Raw genomic sequence first — 16,363 nt, 5'->3', positions numbered from 1 at the left:
TGATTGCCTCCCGGAAAAAATAGTGGATAATAAAAAAACAACCCCGCTAAATTAGCGGGGTTGTCTCTTGTAAGAGAAGCATTGCCCTTAACCTAAATGATGTATGTAACAATTATTATAACATCCTGCACTGATGATGCCAATAGTTGGTCCTTGCCTGAATCCCTCTTCCGAGCTCCAATCCGGCGCACTCCCGCGTACAACCATTTTATATCCCATAAAATCCCAATCGGTTCACATCCAGTTCACATTCCTCTATTACATTATGGTTTAGAGACTATAGAAGGAGAGGAATCCATGTCCCGATTGACCGATTTTTCCATGAAAAATGTTTCGGCCGTCATCATCATCATCGCGCTCCTGTTCGGCGGCGGGCTGTATTCGACCTCGACGCTCAAGATCGAGAACTTCCCGGACATTTCGTTCCCGGTCGTGTCGGTGTCGAGTACGTACCAGGCGTCGCCGCAGGACGTGATGGAGGATGTGACGAAGCCGCTTGAAGAGGCAGTGTCCAATCTGGCGGACGTCAAGAACGTCTCGTCCACTTCGTCGGGTTCGTTCTCTTCGGTCATTATCGAATTTAACCAAGGGATCGATCTGGATAAGAAGAAGACCGAGGTCAAGGACGTGGTCGCAGGGGTCAGCCTCCCGGCCGGTGCCGGCGAGCCGCAGGTCAGCACGTTCGGATCCGCCTCTGCGCCGTCCTATTATTTGACCATTCAGGCGAAAGACGGCGTCTCGCAAGCGGAGATGGACCGGATGTATAAGGATGTTCTCGAGGATGAGATCGAAGGGCTGAACGGAATCGATCACTACGATGTCATCGGCAACCGCGATACGAAGATCGACATCGAGCTGGACTCGAACGCCCTGAACCGCTACGGTCTAACCCCGGCGCAGCTGGCGCAAAGCATTCAAGGGGCGCTGACCAGCGGACCGGTCGGTACGGTAAAGCTGAGCGGCAATGAGAAGATGGCGCGCATCACCGGCAGCCTGAACACCGTGTACGACCTGCAAAATATGGAGGTCACCACGCCGTCGGGCACCGTGCTGCTGAGCCAGCTGGCGAGCGTGGAGGCGATCACCGATGCGACGTTCACGGCGCGGCTGGATGAGAAGCCGGCGATCGCTCTCGTCCTGTACAAGACGAAAAGCGCCAACGCCGTCGACTTCTCGAGCGATATTCACAAGCTGACGGCCAAATGGTCCGAGACGATGCCGCAGCTGGAATTTAAAGAACTATACGACGGTGCGGTCGAAGTGAAGAAATCGATCAACGGCATGCTGAAAGAGGGGGTTGTCGGCGCTCTGCTGGCGGCGCTGATGATTCTCGTCTTTCTGCGCAATATCCGGATGACCCTGATCGTACTCGTTTCCATTCCGCTGTCGATTCTGATTACGCTGCTGACGATGTCGTACCTGAACATTACGCTGAACATAATGACGCTCGGCGGTATATTTATCGCGATCGGCCGGGTCGTTGACGACAGTATTGTCGTGATCGAGAACATTTACTCCCGTCTCGTGCAGGCGCAGGAAGACGGCGAGAGTGTCATTAGGCTGGCCACGAAGGAAGTATCGTCGGCGATTACTTCGTCGACGCTGGCGACGGTCGGCGTGTTCGGTCCGATCGGGATGGTGTCCGGGATTGCGGGACAAATTTTCCGGCCGTTCGCCATTACGCTGGCCTGCGCGCTGCTTGCATCCTTGATCGTCGCTCTCACCGTCATTCCGATGATGGCCAAGCTGCTGGTCGCCAAGCAGGTCCAGGCTAAGGGCGCGGCGGCTCACCGCGAAGAGTCCTATGACGGTCCGGTCTACGGCTTCTACCGCCGCTGGCTGGAATGGTCGCTGAGGAACGGCGGCAAGACGCTGCTGCTGGCGCTGCTGGCTTTGGTCGTTTCGCTTGCTGTTATCGTGCCTAATCTATCGGTGTCGTTTATCCCTAGCGACGATTCGTCGCGAAATATTTATTTTACCGTCAAGCTCCCGAATGAATATACGCTGGAGGCAACCGACGCCAAGGTCAAAGAGATGGAGAAGGTGCTTCGCGAGGCGAAGACGGCCGAAGGAGAAGCGCTGTTCGAAAGCATCGAGGCGCTGGTCGGCTACGAAGGCGGCAATATAGCGGCGATGGGCGTTCCGCTTGAGGCTGTGTCGTACAAAGCCCAGGTTCACGCCATCGTCAGGGAGGGCGAGAGCCCGACCCAGGCCAAGAAGCAATACACCGCCGCTCTGACCGAGCTGCTGCCGGCGGGCTCCGAGCTGAAGCCGTTTACGCTGGTAGGAGATATGGGATCGTCCGCCGACTTCTCCTACAAGGTCAAAGGCGACGATCAGCAGAAGCTTCAGGAGGCTGCCGTTATTTTACGCGAGAAGCTGAAGACGTATCCGGAGCTCACGGAGCTGGAAGACAGCCTGAGCGACGCGAAGACGGAGCTGAAGATCGAGGTCGATCAGAAGAAAGCCCGGCTGTACGGTCTCAGCGCATCGTCGGTACGCGATTCGGTTGCGTTCTGGCTGCGGGATTCGAGCATCGGCGAGCACAAGCTGGATAACGTCAATTACACGATCAACGTGAAGGTACGGGAGAAGGACGTCGACACTGCCGACGAAGTCGGCCGCATTGCGGTCCGTTCCTCGACGGGCTCGCTCGTCTATCTCAGCGAAATTGCCCGCATCCAAGAGGTCGATGCGCCGGTCAACATTCAGCGGGAGAAGAAGCGTCAGGTGCTGAGCTTTACTGCAAAAATCGAATCCGCGAACAAGGGCGGCATCTCCCAGAAGATCGCGCAGGATCTCAACCAAGTATCGCTGCCGGACGGCGTTTCCCGCGAAGTAGCCGGGGTATCGCAGGATATCGGCGAGAGCTTCTCGCAGCTGTTCGTGGCGATGGGTGTAGCCGTATTCGTCGTATACCTCGTCATGGTGCTGGCCTTCGGGAACGCAAGCGCGCCGTTCGCGATCTTGTTCTCGCTTCCGCTCGCTGCGATCGGCGGACTGCTGGGCTTGTTCATTACCCGAACGACGCTTGACGTAACGACGCTCATCGGGTTCATGATGCTGATCGGTATCGTCGTCACGAACGCAATCGTATTGATCGACCGGGCGCAGCAGCTGCGCGAGCAGGGGTATACGGTACGGCATGCATTGATTGAAGCGGGCATCGTACGGCTTCGTCCGATCATCATGACCGCCGTGGCGACGATTGCGGCTCTCGTGCCGCTGGCGCTGGGCTTCTCGGAAGGAACGATCATTTCCAAGGGCTTGTCCATTGTCGTCATCGGCGGCTTGATTACCTCGACGGTACTGACGCTGGTCGTCGTTCCGGTCGCTTACGAGAAGATCGAAGGCATGAAGCTTCGGCTTCGCAGCGGTTCGTCCAAGAGAAAGGCATCGCGCGCTTCGGCTCCATCGGATCCGAACGTGACGGCCTAAAGAGGAGATGGAAGAGATGAAGATGTGGAAACGGAATACGAGTGCCGCCGCGGCGGCAGCTGTGCTGGCTGTGGCGATGCTGGGCGGCTGCGCGCAGAAGCCGCAGGCTGCGGCTCCGTCGGCGGCAGCGGCGGAAGCCGTCCTGCAAACGGCCGTTGTAGGCAAGCAGACGGTCGGCGATTCGATCGAGCAGGTGGCGGAGGTCGCCGCCTCGCTCCAGCTCGATATCGTCAGCAAGGCGAGCGGGACGGTGCTTGAGAAGCTGAAGAGAAAGGGCGACACGGTCCAGCAGGGCGACGTGTTGTTCACGGTCGACACGACCGACCTGTTATCCGATAAGCGCAAGACGGAGATCAATTTGCAGAGCCTGCGCGATTCGCTGGCCAAGACGAAGCTGGATACGCAAACGAACCGTCTCCAGCTGGAGAACAACGTGACGCGCAGCCGCAACCAGCTCAAGACCCAGCAGGAGGAGCTGAACAAGCTGCGCAACGAATACGATGCGGGCATCGCATCCAAGCGTCAAGTCGAGCAGGCCGAGCAGCAGCTGGAGCAAATCCGCCGCGATACGGAGCTGGCGGAGAAGCAGCTCGCGGCGCTTGATGCCAGCGATCCGCTGGCGTCGATTCAATCGCAGATCGCTTCGACGGAGGTGTCGCTGCAGGATTTGAACCGCCATCTCGCCGACTACGAGGTGAAGGCGCCGGCGAGCGGCGTCCTGAACGATCTCACGGTGGAGGCCGGAGCTACAGTGTCGCAGGGCATACGGGTCGGCCAAATCGTGCAGATGAACCCGGCCAAAATCACGACGGAAGTCGCCGAGCCGCTGCTGAAGCTGGTCGAAGGAAAGCCGGAGATTGCGTTCTACACCGGTACGGACAACAAGACGCTGTATAAAGCGAAGGTCACCTTCGTCGGCCAGACGGTGAACGCCCAGTCGAAGGCGTACGCCGTGGAGCTGGAAGCGGATAACGCGGACGGCAAGCTGAAGCAGGGAATGCGCGTACAGCTCGTCCTGTCCGGGGCCGAGGAGCAGAAGGCGCTGGCGGTTCCGACATCGGCGATCGTCAAGGAAGGCCCGGATAACTTCGTCTATGTCGTGGAAGGCGATAAGGCCGTCAAGCGTCCGGTCAAGCTCGGACGCTGGAAGGACCTGTATCAGGAAGTGCTCGAAGGCGTGAAGGAAGGCGACAAAGTCATCACGACCGGCCTTGCTCAGCTCAAAGACGGGCAAACCGTCAAGACTCAATAATTCGGCTATAGGAGGCATCACCTATGAAAAAATCGATTCTCACCCTCACCACTGCCGCCGCCTTGCTGTTATCCGCAACGTCCGTACCAATGTCCGTATGGGCGGCGGACGGCCAAAGCGCTGTCGGTTCGGTTCCCGCCCCGGCTCCTGCAGCGATCTATAAACTATCCGATGCCTATACGGTCGAGCTGATCGGGCTGACGAACGAGCGCACCGAATTCGGCACGAGGCTCGGCGCCGTCGTGCGCTACACGAACAACAGCGCGTCGCTGGCGCGGATTCCGGATGACGAGCTGCGCGTAACCGCATCCGACGGCACCGTCTACACGCTGACCGGCAGCGCAACTAACGCGCGCGCCGTTCCGGCCAAGTCATCGCAGGTGCTGACCTATATGCTGACGGTGGATCGTCAAGACGATTTGGCGCTGACCGGCCTCGCCTGGGTTAACGTGGACATGTACACGTATCCGAAGACGGAGACGATGAATTTACAGATCGACGTCACCGGACGGGAATGGCGCGGCGGCTTGGGAGCGGCCGGCCAGTCGGCGAAGCGGATCGCATGGGGCGATACGTTCGCGCTCGAGGGTTCTCCGCTGCAATACCGGACGGTGAGCCTGAACACGGATACGTCGGGGGCGAAGCCGGTAACTACGGTAAAGCTGCTCGTAACGAACCCGGGCTTCCAGCGGGAGACGGCGCCGAGCCTGTCGCTGGAAGCCACGGACGGCATCTCGGTATACAGCGGCACTCAGGCGGAGAAAGCTCCGGTCGCGGTAGAAGCAGGCGGTCAGGCCTATGTGCACATCGCAGTTCCGACCGACATAGGAGCCCAGCTCACAACGTTCACCTTAATTGAAAATTACACCTTCGCCGTAGCTGGAGGCACCGCCGCAGCGTCAGGCAGCACCGCAGGTGCAGGAGCAGGCACAGGTACCGGTGCAGGCCCGGGTACGGGCGCCGGCGTTCTGTCGATCGGCCGCATTTCCTTCGACAAGCCGGCTGAATCGGCCGCCGTCAGTACCGAATGGAAGCTTGGCGAGCGCATCGCGCTGGATCCCATGAACAAGCTGATCCATCCGGGCATGGAGGTGTCGCTGGTCGAGCTCCATGTGGCGAAGAACGAGGAGGACAGCTACCAGACCGGAATCGTCAAGCTGCGGCTGGCCAACGGCTCCGGTACGACGCTGGCCGCACCGAACGTGGCGGTTAGTCTGGTTGACCGGAACGGCAGCGTGTATCCGGGCAGCCGTCAGGCTGCCGTGACGCCGCAGATCGTTCCGAACGCGGCGACAGCGTTATCTTACTCCTTCAAGCTGCCGCTCACCGTATCGGCTGACGACCTAAAGCTGCAGCTGTTCGACGCCCAGACGATCGCGCCTTACCAGTCGCTGCTTGCCGAAGGGAAGGTCGAGGCGCAGTCGTCGCTTCCGGACAACATGCATTGGAGCCTGTATCCGCTGCAGGTAAATAACAATGGCTTGATCGTGCAGAACAGCCTGGTGAACGGTATGTATTCGTATCAGATTAAGCTCGACGCGGAAATCGTGCAGCAGCCGGACAGCATGCTCGATGCGTCGACCTCCAGGCTGCAGTTCGATCTGTACGACTCCGCCGGCCGCCTGGTCGGCTCGACGGCGAACGTCGGCTTCACCGGCGCCGGCCATCTCGTGAACGGAGACAACGTGATCAGCGTGAACGCCTCGACGAATCAGCTGGCCTACCCGGTTACGGTCCGCGTCTACGAAACATTCGTCGATTCGAACAACGAAACGGCGAAGCGATTGCTGGCGATTTTGCAAGGATAATGGAGTGCGCCGCCTGTTCCCTAGGGAACGGGCGGTGTATTTTTTTGCGGGCGGGGCAGGACAATAGGTGTGCCGGTAGGCGGTATCCGACATATTTTGCTATACTGAAAGAACTAACTAGTTGCCAATAGGAGCGTCCGATGATTACAACTCCCGGCTATAAGTTCCTGCACGTCATTTACGAGGATGACAACATCTGGATTGCCCATGCGTATGCGGAGGAGCTGGCCCGGGTCGTCGTATGGAAAATGACCAAGCCCGGCCCGCGCTCCATCGTCGAGAACGCCAAGCTGATCCACGAGCACGAAACGCTGGCGGAGCTGCCCGTGAAGGGCGTACTGAAGCCCCGCGCACTGCTGCGGCAGGGCGGCTCGATGGTGTTGATTTTCGATATATTCCACGGTGTCGTGCTGCGCGGGTACATGAGCGCCGGACCCGTGCCGGCGAAGCCGTTCCTGCAGCTTGCCGTGAACATGGCGGCAATTATGGAAGAGCTGCACCGGCACGAGCTCCTTCATATGAATATTCGCCCCGACACGATCATCGTCCGACCGGAGACGCTGGAAGTTTGTGTGACCGGTTTCAGCGATGCTGTGACAATCCCGCAATCGGCCGACGCATCGATGCTGGACGGCAACCCCGCTTATTTGGCGCCGGAGCGGGCTGCCCGGGGGCGAAGTCCGCTTGACGGCAGGAGCGATTTGTATTCGCTCGGCATCACTTTCTACGAAATGCTGGCCGGGGAGCTGCCGTTTCAAGCGGCGGATCCGATCGCCTGGGCGCACGCGCACCGCTCCTTGCGACCGCCGGATTTGGCCGGGAAGTACGGCGTGCCGGCCGTTCTGGCAAGCATTACGGCCAAGCTGCTGGAGAAGACGCCCGGGGACCGCTATCAAACTGCCAAGGGGCTGCGGCTTGATTTGCAGCGGTGCTTGGAGCAGCTGGACCGGCAGGGCGAGCTGCCGACGTTTGAGCTGGCGCAGGGCGATCTGCAGCCCTCTCAAGGGAGAGAAGAGGCCGTTATAGAGGGCCGGCCCGCCTCTCGAAAGACGGTCGCCGCTTACGAGCTGCAGGAAGTACACTCCGAGTCTTCGCCCGTCGAAGGAAGGGCGACCGCACCCCAGGATTCGTACGTGGAGCCGCCTGCAGTGCTGTCGGACACGGTGCGCGCCGTCGGGGAGCAGCCGATCCGGCCGCAGGTGCCCACGTTGTTTGGGGAAGCCGCCTATGAGCATTTGCTGGATTTGGCCGTCGTGTACAAAGCGTCGGAGGTGTTCGCGACCGAGCGTCTCGATGACGGGCTCATCGCCAAGCTGCTGAGGATCGCCGCAGAATATGCCGGGGCCGGTAAAGCCTGTTGGATCGCAGAAGGCCCCGAGGGAATGGCCGTTACCCACTGGACGGAGGCTGCCGGCGATGCGAATTGGAACTTCGGCGCCGGTGCGGTACCCGTAACGGGTGACGGACCGTGCAGCCCCGAGGCCGTGAGCGATGCCGTCCTTCGGCGTGCGGTCGTGAGCATAGGCGATGCCTTGCTTGCGTCAAGTTCTTATGCAGACACGCCCTACGTACGCCGGGTTAAGCCGAGAGCGGTTCTGGCGCTGCCGGTTGAGATCGAGCAAGAGCTGACAGGATTGCTTTATTTGGAAAATAGCGTGCTGCCCCATGCGTTTTCAGCGGAGCGCATCCATTTGTTGAGAATATTATCCATACAAATCTGTTATGCCCTCATGCTTCTGGCACGGGCGACACCGGGGCTGGCGCTGCCGGATGCGCCGCCGGTGACGGCGCGCGAGCTGCAGGTTTTGGAGCTTATGGCGGAGGGGCTGTCCAACAAAGAAATTGCACGAAAGCTGCATGTGACGGCCGAGACCGTGAAAGCGCATGTGAGCCATATTTTAGCCAAGCTGAACGTAAACCGCCGCATGAAAGCCGTGGAAGAGGCCCGCAAGCTGCAGCTCATCCCGTGAATGGTGTGAAGATCCCCCATTTGGGGAATGGCCGAAAGATCTCGAAACTCAAGCATTCAACAGCAGGGAAAACAGGGCCGTATGGCAATTGGCACTGATGAGAATCATCGAGGAGAGATTGCCGGACGATTTCCGGATAACAGGAAAGCCCTCTTAAACGAATTGTTCAATGGAGAATGGTGATCTGCCCGGTACTACATAAAATTAGTACTACCAAAAACCCCCATCTTTGCCGATGATAAAGTAGTTGATAATTGAACGCTGACGCAATAACCATCAATTTTTCTACGATCCAACGGGGGTGGGGGATTTTGTATCCGGTATATATTACGAGCATCGGGAAGTTTCTGCCGGGAGAACCGGTTGCTAACGATGAGATAGAGGAATACCTTGGCAAAATCGGCGGAAAAAGATCCAAATCCATGCGTCGCATTCTCGAACAGAACAAAATTAGGTACCGCCACTACGCCATCGACAAGAATCAGAAAAGCCTGTATTCCAATGCGGAAATGGCAAGCCGTGCGATTCGGGAGGCTTTGGACAACAATGCTGAGGATTTGTTTGCGCAGATCGATTATTTAGCTGTCGGAACGACCCAGGGAGATTTACTGGTACCCGGGTTCGCCAGCATGGTTCATGCCGAAGCCGGTTTGCCGGTTTTGGAAATTGCCACGCATCACGGTGTCTGCGGAAGCGGCATGCAAGCGTTCAAGAGCGCATATCTGCAGGTGCAATCGGGCGAGAAGCAGGCTGCAGTCACTTGTGCCAGCGAGTTCCCGAGCCGAGTTTTCAAGCATACGCGCTTTGAAGCGCAAGCGAGATTCATGGACCAGCCGATTCCTTTCGACACGGATTTTCTTCGATTCATGCTGTCGGATGGAGCGGGCGCAGCCGTTCTTCAGCGGAAACCGAGCGACAGTGGCCTGTCGCTGCGCATCGAATGGATCGATAATAAGTCCTATGCCAATGTTTACGACGTCTGTATGTATGCCGGCTGCAACAAAGACGGAGGTCCGGAAGGCCGGGCGGGTTGGATGGACTATGCCTCGATCCATGAAGCGGCCGATGACGGAGCGATCAATTTGAAGCAAGACATCAGGCTGGTTAATGAAATGCCGAAGGTCGGTGTCAACCGGTTCTTTGAACTCGTCGACGAAGGAAAGGTTGAGCCTTCCGAGATCGATTGGATGGTGTGCCATTACTCCTCGCACTATTTTCGAGATGAAATCTTTCGTTTGATGCAGCTGGGTGGTATGACCATCCCCGAACACAAATGGTTCACGAACTTGTACACGAAAGGGAATACGGGCGCAGCCTCCATCTATATTATGCTTGAGGAGCTGCTGAACGAGGGGCATCTGAGGCCGGGCGAGAAGGTGCTGTGCATGGTGCCGGAGAGCGGCCGCTTTCAGACGTCGTATATGCTGTTGACGGTTGTAGGCTCCGATAACCGGATAGCCCGGGAAATCACGATGCGGGAGCCTGAGGCACCGAAGCTGGCGTACGATGAGTACGATGAGGTTCAGGCTTGGCTCGTCCGCCAATTCGTTCACATTTGGGTCGATTTTGAACAAAAGCTTGCTCATGTTCCGATCATTCATAAGCTGTACCAGGGGAAGTTTACGCTGGACGATTACAAGCTGCTGATGGAAAATATTCGCCAACAGGTGATCGACGGTTCGCAATGGATCGCTCGCGCCGCGTCATATATCTCAATCGATCATATCGATCTGCGATCGCTGTTTATCGCCCATGCGCGGGATGAACACCGGGACTATCAAATCCTGGAGCGCAATTACGTGGCGGTCGGCGGGGATCTCACACATATTCAATCCGGCGATAAAAATATCGGCACCGAAGCGCTGTCGGCTTACTTATTTCAACGGGCGAGCAGAGATAATCCCGTCGACCTTATGGGCGCCATGTGGATCATAGAAGGGCTCGGCTGCCGAATGGCACGTTATTGGGGCGATATGATCCGTGATCAGCTTGGCCTCAGCGATGAGCAAGTGTCTTTTTTGCTGTATCACAGCGACTCGGATGAGAAGCACTTTGAGCGGCTCGAAGCCGGCATCCGGCATCCGATGTTGACGATGGACATCGCCCAGAGAATTGTGAAAACCGCCAAAACGACGGCCAGATTGTACTTACTGCAGTTAGAGGAGCTGGGGAACGTATGAGTGAGGCCGATTATTTTCATAACATGCCACATAATAAGATGGATCCGAATCCGTTCCTCGCCATCTTCCTCGATCAAAGTATTCCTTTCAACGAGGAAGCCAAGGCTGCTTATCTGAAAGATTGCTCCAGCCGATCGAGACAATTTTTGCTTCCGGTGCTTAGGCCGCTGGCACGTCTGCTTATCATCTTGTTCCAGCTGTACAAAATTGTCGTTCCGAAAGCGTTCACGTCGTCAAAGGTGCTGCATCGGCTGCTTTACTGGGGGATGAAGAATTGGATTAGTTCAAACGCGAATTATATGATACTGCGGCATTTTTATTTGGGCTCCGAGGTGCTGCAGTTTATTCGCGACAACATTCCGGGAGTCCAGGTCGAGATGAACCCGCTCAAACCGACGAATCTGGAGCCGGTGAAGGATGATCTGTTTCTGATTCACGATCTCAATCTGTATAATTTCGTCATCAACTTGAATAAAGAAATCCGTGAAAAAAACATCCAGATCAACGTTCAGAAGCAGCTCAAGTTCGATGCGATTACGTCTGAGCCGCTGCCGATCGAGCCGCTGCCTGACCGCTGGCATAACTTCTTGGATCTGACGACAGCGATCGAGATTTTTACGCCGATCTACCAATTTTTCCTGACGGATCATGATTTTTGGCGGGCTACGAATTCGCTGCAGCTCGATGAAACGATCGGCATTCTCGCATCGAAAATTATCGGCAGCAACGAACGGCTCGCCTTGATCAACAACAAGCATCCGATGGTTCCAATGTCTACACTGGGAGCCGGGTTCCGGCTCGTACTGCACGGTCTGGCAACGGAACAGCTGCATGCGCTGCTGGTGGAGCTGAAGCATAAACAGGCTCAGGGAACACCGGCTTGACGGAAAATGATTGACAAACCGATATGGTGAGTGTGTCATCCCGATACATGATAAAGTCAAAGGAGCTCCAGCGGCGGCTGCAGCTCCTTTGTTCAGTATGCTTCGCGGTTCCTAAACAATCTTGAAGCCGACGCCTTCGATCGCGCCCTTGATGTCGTTCATGGACACGCGGCTGTCGTCATACTGGACGGTTACCATCGCTCCGGTCAAATCGACATGCCCTTTGGCACCGATTTGCTGCAGCGCCCCCTCGACCGAATCCGCGCAGTGCTCCCCGGTCATGCCCGCAACTTTGAATGTAGCTTGGCTCATCGTGTTTCGCTCCCTCGCTCGCAATTGGTTCGCCATCGCTGATTAGGTTTGCTCGAATTCCGGCGGCTCATGCATGCGGCCAAGAGTTTTACCGCCTCGTCCCCGGTCTGCGCCGCCTTCAGGCTTTATAGGGAATGCATGCGCCGGTACTGTGACGGAGCCGTCTTAACCTTCTTCTTGAAGACACGGCTGAGGTAAAATCCGTTCTCATATCCGCACTGCACGGCGATGTCGTCGAGCGTCAGCCGGGTTTCCAGCAGCAGCGTCTTTGCCCGCTCGATGCGCAGCGACGTCAAGTACTCCATCGGCGTCTGCCCCCACACCGCTTGAAACCGCCGGGTCAGCTGCACGGCGCTCATCCGTTTCCCGGCGCTGTAATCTTTCATCCGCAGCGGCTCGAAGGCGTGCCGGCGGATCCACAAGGCCGCTTCCTCCATCTCCGGGTCGATCGCCGTTCCGGCTTCCGTGCCGCTCAGCCGCTCAGCCGCCCCGGCTTCAAGGCACATAAGGCCCCACACATCCCGGAACAGCTCCTGCACCCCGGCCAGCCGCCGCTCTTCGTCCGCCGCCCTTAGCTGCTCCATATATGAGTACGTTGCCGCGAGCCGGCTGTGATCGAGAACATGGACCGCGCCGACCGGCCGGGGTTCCGCTCCGCGCGCCGAAGCGACCGGCACCCACCGGAAGTGGTAAAAATGAAACGACACCGGATGCACTACCTCCCTATGAAACGCTGCGCCCGCCGGGCAAAACACCACATCGCCGAAGCCCGCTTCACCGCTCCTCTCTTCAATCCGGTACCGAAACCGCCCTTCCGTCACGGCAAACAGCACCCACTCCCGGTACGTATCGCATGCGAATTGGAACTGCTCCTTCCGCCGCCAATACATATGCGAAACCGCCGCAGGCGCGTACCTCCACCCATCCTCCAGCTCTGCCATTGACCGCATCCTCCGTGAAATAAAGTATATGTTATATGATAATTCCGTGCATTAAATTACGCTACCCCATCCGCTAAAATAAACCTAAGTAAGCGGTATCCAAACGAATGATACGACAGCGAAAATTCAGATAAACGGAGGTAACGCATGAGGAACGAAAACGTACGTACCGATATTACGGTCATCGGCGGGGGGCTTGCCGGCGTCTGCGCCGCCATTGCTGCGGCCAGACTCGGCCAAACCGTCGCCCTGGTGCAAAACCGGCCCGTGCTAGGCGGCAACTCCAGCTCCGAGGTACGCGTGTGGGTATGCGGAGCAACCGGTCACGGGACGAACCGCTATGCCCGCGAAACCGGAATTATGGGCGAGCTGTTCGTCGACAACCAGTACCGCAATCCGGAGGGCAACCCGTATTTTTGGGATGTGACCGTCCACGAAGCGGTGCGGGCCGAGCCGAACATCCAGCTGTTCTTGAATACCGATGTGCACGAGGTTGAGGCCGAAGGGGACGAGGATCACCGCATGATTCGTTCCGTTACCGGCTGGATGATGGGATCGGAGCGGCGGATCAAGTTCGAGAGTGAGATGTTCCTGGACTGCACGGGCGACGGTCTAGTCGGCTTTCTTGCCGGTGCGAAGTACCGGTTAGGCCGCGAAGCCCGGCACGAGTACAATGAGAGCTGGGCGCCCGAGGTGGAGGACACGATCACGCTCGGCAGCACGCTGCTGTTCTATACGAAGGATACGGGGCAGCCGGTCACGTACCGTCCGCCGAGCTTCGCCAAGGATATTACGAAGACGTCGATCCCGCTTAAGCGGGTCATCCGCAGCGGCGACAACGGCTGCGCCTACTGGTGGATCGAATGGGGCGGCGAGCTGGACACGGTGCATGAGAACGAACGAATCCGCGACGAGCTGTGGTCGGTTATTTACGGAATATGGGACTTTATCAAAAATTCAGGCCAATTCCCGGAATCCGAGACGATGACGCTGGAGTGGGTCGGCTCGGTGCCGGGCAAGCGGGAGTATCGCCGTTTTGTCGGCGACTATGTGCTGAATCAGAACGATATTATCGCCCAGCGCGAATTCGAGGACCGGGTCGCCTTCGGCGGCTGGTCGATCGATCTGCATCCGCCGCAAGGCGTATACTCCACGGAGAGCGGCTCGAAGCATCTGTATGCGGACGGCATCTATCACATCCCGTTCCGCTCGCTGTACTCGGTCAATGTGGGGAATTTGCTGTTCGCCGGCCGCGATATCAGCGCGACACACGTTGCCTTCGGTACAACTCGCGTCATGGCGACGTGCGCCGTTATCGGCGAAGCGGCGGGCACCGGAGCGGCGCTTGCCGTGCGGCACGGCGTGACGCCGCGCGACATTGCGCAGCGGCACCTCGCCGAGCTGCAGCAGACGATGCTGCGCCAGGACGCTTCGATCATTGGCCTGAGCAACCGCGACGAAGCGGACCACGCCCTTCGGGCCGTCGTCGGCGCTTCGAGCGAGCTGCGCAAGCTGGCCGTCGAGCGTCCGGCCGAAGCGCAGCCGCTTACCCAGGACATCGGCTTCATCATCCCGGTATGGCCGGAGCTGCAGCAGCTTGAGCTGCTTGTCGACGCCGCAGCGGCGACGGCGCTTGAGGTGGAGCTGTACAGCACGGGCCGCGCCGAAAATTACGTTCCGCACAAGCTGGAAGTAAGCGGGGCGGCCCCTGTCGCCGCCGGGGAGCGGCAATGGATCGCCGTGCCGCTGCCGTGGAAGCCGGAGACGGCGCAGAACGCCTTCATTGTCGTAAAGGCGAACGCTGCAATTACCGTTTACCGCTCCGACATGCCGCTTACGGGCGTGCTGCCGTTCGTGAAGGGCGACAAGCCGAAGGTGTCGCTCGCGCTGGAGGACCACGACATTGCACAGCCTGTCGTGCAGTGGCGTATGCTGGGCAAGCACCGCCAGCCGTTCTGCTTCCGCGCTTTGCCGGATACGGCCGCCTACACGGCGGACAAAGCGACGGACGGTTACAGCCGTCCATACGGCGGGCCGCATCTGTGGATTTCGGAGCCGCTCGCCGCCGGAGCGGAGGCTGTGCTGGAGCTGGCGTGGCCGACCGCGGCGGTAACGGTAGGGGAGATTCATCTGACATTCAACGATGACGTCAACGAGGACCTGATCAACCTGCACCATCACCGCACGTCGTTCGAGATTATGCCTGAGCTCGCAAGGGACTATCGTCTCGAAGCCGAAATCGGCGGGTCATGGCAGGTGCTGCACCGCGAAACCGCCAACCGCAAGCGCAAGCGGGTGCATAAGCTGGCTCAGCCGGTCCCGGGCGTCTCGAAGCTTCGCTTGGTTGTCGAAAGCACGAACGGCAGCCCGTCCGCCGAGCTTTGCGAGATACGCGTATATAGCTGATCAAGCAAGAACAAGCCGTGAGCGCTCGTGCGTTTCGCGGCTTGCTTCAATGATCGGGAGTATCGGTGACTGCCGGAATCCATGTGCGTTAGGCGATCCGATCCGGCTGATTGCCTCCGAGCTTCAACGGCTCGTCACCCGGTTCGGGGAGAGCTTTGTGCGCCTGCCTGCGTTTCACTCGACGCCTGCTCTTCCCCCCGCGCCTACGGCACCAGCTTGCCGACGTAAAATCCCGTCCCCAAATCGTACGTACTGATCAGTACAAAATGAAGCACGAACCAGCCTGCTCTGCGAAGCGCAATAACTCCTTGTTAAGCGGTATGCGAAGCCGATCCGTCACGATCATGCCTCCGATGTATTCGAACACATGCAAATCCATCGATAGCGGATGTGCAATGGGCCTATGCGGCAAAGTTGGGCCTTCTAGCTGTATCGCAAACCTGCCACCTTTCACCTCAATGCCTGCATATTTTTTATTTAACGGTTTCGGAAGTGCTTATTTTCCCAAATCGGCATGTTGAGCGGGGAATAGCGGTCTGTGAGGGATTTATTTGGCAGACGGAAGGGGTTGAAGGCGAATGTATGCGGTTCCACAGAATAATAAAGCCTTCGCAAACCTCTATTTTGCATGAGGAAGGTGGAAATGAACAAATAGGACCCTGAAAATCCGCTATTTCCTGGATGATGGTTTCGGAAATACGAATTTACTCGAACCAGCATAAGAGGCGGAGAATTTCGGCTGTAAGGACACTAGCGTTGCAAGAAACCTCACAGAACACACGAAACCTTAATTATTGAAAAATTTTACAGTTGGTTTTCTCGTTCAAAACCCAAAAAATTGAGAGCATCAGAAAATAGACGCGTTTCCCATTTAATGGATATTTTGTTTTGGGGTTATCGTTAATTTTTGCTTTTTCTTGGCTTCATCATTCCCACAGTAGTACGTAACCGCGGCACTTGCTTCTGTGCCTTCGGTACTTTCTCGCGCCCTTTGGAGAACCGACTTGGCTTAGGATGCAGTTCCGCCTCGAGTACAAACCACGCTTTGTCCCAACACGCTCGAAGCGACTGCAGCACATCCCACAAACTTAGCTTTGTTCCGCTCTTCAGTTGAATACACATTGCGATCGCATAAGTGATCAGCGCCAAAAAAATCTGGTTCCAGACACCTT

The 16,363-nt window shown here is 57.5% G+C and carries 9 protein-coding genes and 1 pseudogene; 7 read left to right on the top strand and 3 right to left on the bottom strand.

The window, feature by feature from the left end; translation table 11 throughout:
- Positions 1-297: 297 nt before the first annotated feature.
- From ACFFK0_RS22225 to ACFFK0_RS22200, 6 genes are all read left to right on the top strand, one after another.
- Positions 298-3,438 carry an efflux RND transporter permease subunit gene (locus tag ACFFK0_RS22225; RefSeq protein ID WP_377472558.1) on the top strand — a complete coding sequence of 1,047 codons (3,141 nt, stop codon included), beginning with the start codon at positions 298-300 and terminating at the stop codon, positions 3,436-3,438.
- 16 nt (positions 3,439-3,454) lie between these two features.
- Positions 3,455-4,690 (top strand): efflux RND transporter periplasmic adaptor subunit, encoded by a 1,236-nt coding sequence (locus ACFFK0_RS22220; protein WP_377472557.1) that lies wholly within the window; start codon positions 3,455-3,457, stop codon positions 4,688-4,690.
- Between the two features lie 23 nt (positions 4,691-4,713).
- On the top strand, positions 4,714-6,498 hold the full coding sequence (locus ACFFK0_RS22215; RefSeq protein ID WP_377472556.1) for a hypothetical protein: 1,785 nt from the start codon (positions 4,714-4,716) through the stop codon (positions 6,496-6,498).
- Between the two features lie 140 nt (positions 6,499-6,638).
- Complete coding sequence (locus ACFFK0_RS22210) at positions 6,639-8,468, top strand: LuxR C-terminal-related transcriptional regulator (protein WP_377472555.1); 1,830 nt, start codon at positions 6,639-6,641, stop codon at positions 8,466-8,468.
- A 311-nt stretch (positions 8,469-8,779) separates the two neighbouring features.
- Positions 8,780-10,648: a 3-oxoacyl-[acyl-carrier-protein] synthase III C-terminal domain-containing protein gene (locus ACFFK0_RS22205; RefSeq protein ID WP_377472554.1), complete on the top strand. Its 1,869-nt coding sequence runs from the start codon at positions 8,780-8,782 to the stop codon at positions 10,646-10,648.
- The gene (locus ACFFK0_RS22200; RefSeq protein ID WP_377472553.1) at positions 10,645-11,532 is read left to right on the top strand and encodes a DUF6999 family protein; all 888 of its coding nucleotides are present in this window, start codon (positions 10,645-10,647) and stop codon (positions 11,530-11,532) included. Before ACFFK0_RS22205 ends, ACFFK0_RS22200 begins: the two co-directional genes overlap by 4 nt.
- A gap of 111 nt (positions 11,533-11,643) precedes the next feature.
- On the opposite strand, the gene ACFFK0_RS22195 is transcribed toward ACFFK0_RS22200, so the two are convergent.
- Positions 11,644-11,844 (bottom strand): heavy-metal-associated domain-containing protein, encoded by a 201-nt coding sequence (locus ACFFK0_RS22195; RefSeq protein WP_377472552.1) that lies wholly within the window; start codon positions 11,842-11,844, stop codon positions 11,644-11,646.
- A gap of 125 nt (positions 11,845-11,969) precedes the next feature.
- Positions 11,970-12,785 carry an AraC family transcriptional regulator gene (locus ACFFK0_RS22190; protein WP_377472551.1) on the bottom strand — a complete coding sequence of 272 codons (816 nt, stop codon included), beginning with the start codon at positions 12,783-12,785 and terminating at the stop codon, positions 11,970-11,972.
- Between the two features lie 147 nt (positions 12,786-12,932).
- Here ACFFK0_RS22190 and ACFFK0_RS22185 point away from each other — a divergent pair, with 147 nt between their 5' ends.
- Positions 12,933-15,191, top strand: a complete 2,259-nt coding sequence (locus ACFFK0_RS22185; RefSeq protein WP_377472550.1) for an FAD-dependent oxidoreductase — start codon at positions 12,933-12,935, stop codon at positions 15,189-15,191.
- Positions 15,192-16,091: 900 nt separating this feature from the next.
- Here the strand turns inward: ACFFK0_RS22185 and ACFFK0_RS22180 are convergent.
- Positions 16,092-16,363, bottom strand: a pseudogene (locus ACFFK0_RS22180) (IS4 family transposase); the annotation flags it as partial.

The organism is Paenibacillus chartarius (assembly GCF_042432825.1).
Lineage (GTDB): Bacteria > Bacillota > Bacilli > Paenibacillales > NBRC-103111 > Gordoniibacillus > Gordoniibacillus chartarius.
This window is presented reverse-complemented; position numbering and strand designations above follow the sequence as displayed.

Bases quoted from the DNA above. Each gene is read 5' to 3' on its own strand.
- ACFFK0_RS22200 (WP_377472553.1), top strand. From the start codon at position 10,645: ATGAGTGAGGCCGATTATTTTCATAACATGCCACATAATAAGATGGAT.
- ACFFK0_RS22225 (WP_377472558.1), top strand. From the start codon at position 298: ATGTCCCGATTGACCGATTTTTCCATGAAAAATGTTTCGGCCGTCATC.
- ACFFK0_RS22215 (WP_377472556.1), top strand. From the start codon at position 4,714: ATGAAAAAATCGATTCTCACCCTCACCACTGCCGCCGCCTTGCTGTTA.
- ACFFK0_RS22220 (WP_377472557.1), top strand. From the start codon at position 3,455: ATGAAGATGTGGAAACGGAATACGAGTGCCGCCGCGGCGGCAGCTGTG.
- ACFFK0_RS22190 (WP_377472551.1), bottom strand. From the start codon at position 12,785: ATGGCAGAGCTGGAGGATGGGTGGAGGTACGCGCCTGCGGCGGTTTCG.
- ACFFK0_RS22195 (WP_377472552.1), bottom strand. From the start codon at position 11,844: ATGAGCCAAGCTACATTCAAAGTTGCGGGCATGACCGGGGAGCACTGC.
- ACFFK0_RS22185 (WP_377472550.1), top strand. From the start codon at position 12,933: ATGAGGAACGAAAACGTACGTACCGATATTACGGTCATCGGCGGGGGG.
- ACFFK0_RS22210 (WP_377472555.1), top strand. From the start codon at position 6,639: ATGATTACAACTCCCGGCTATAAGTTCCTGCACGTCATTTACGAGGAT.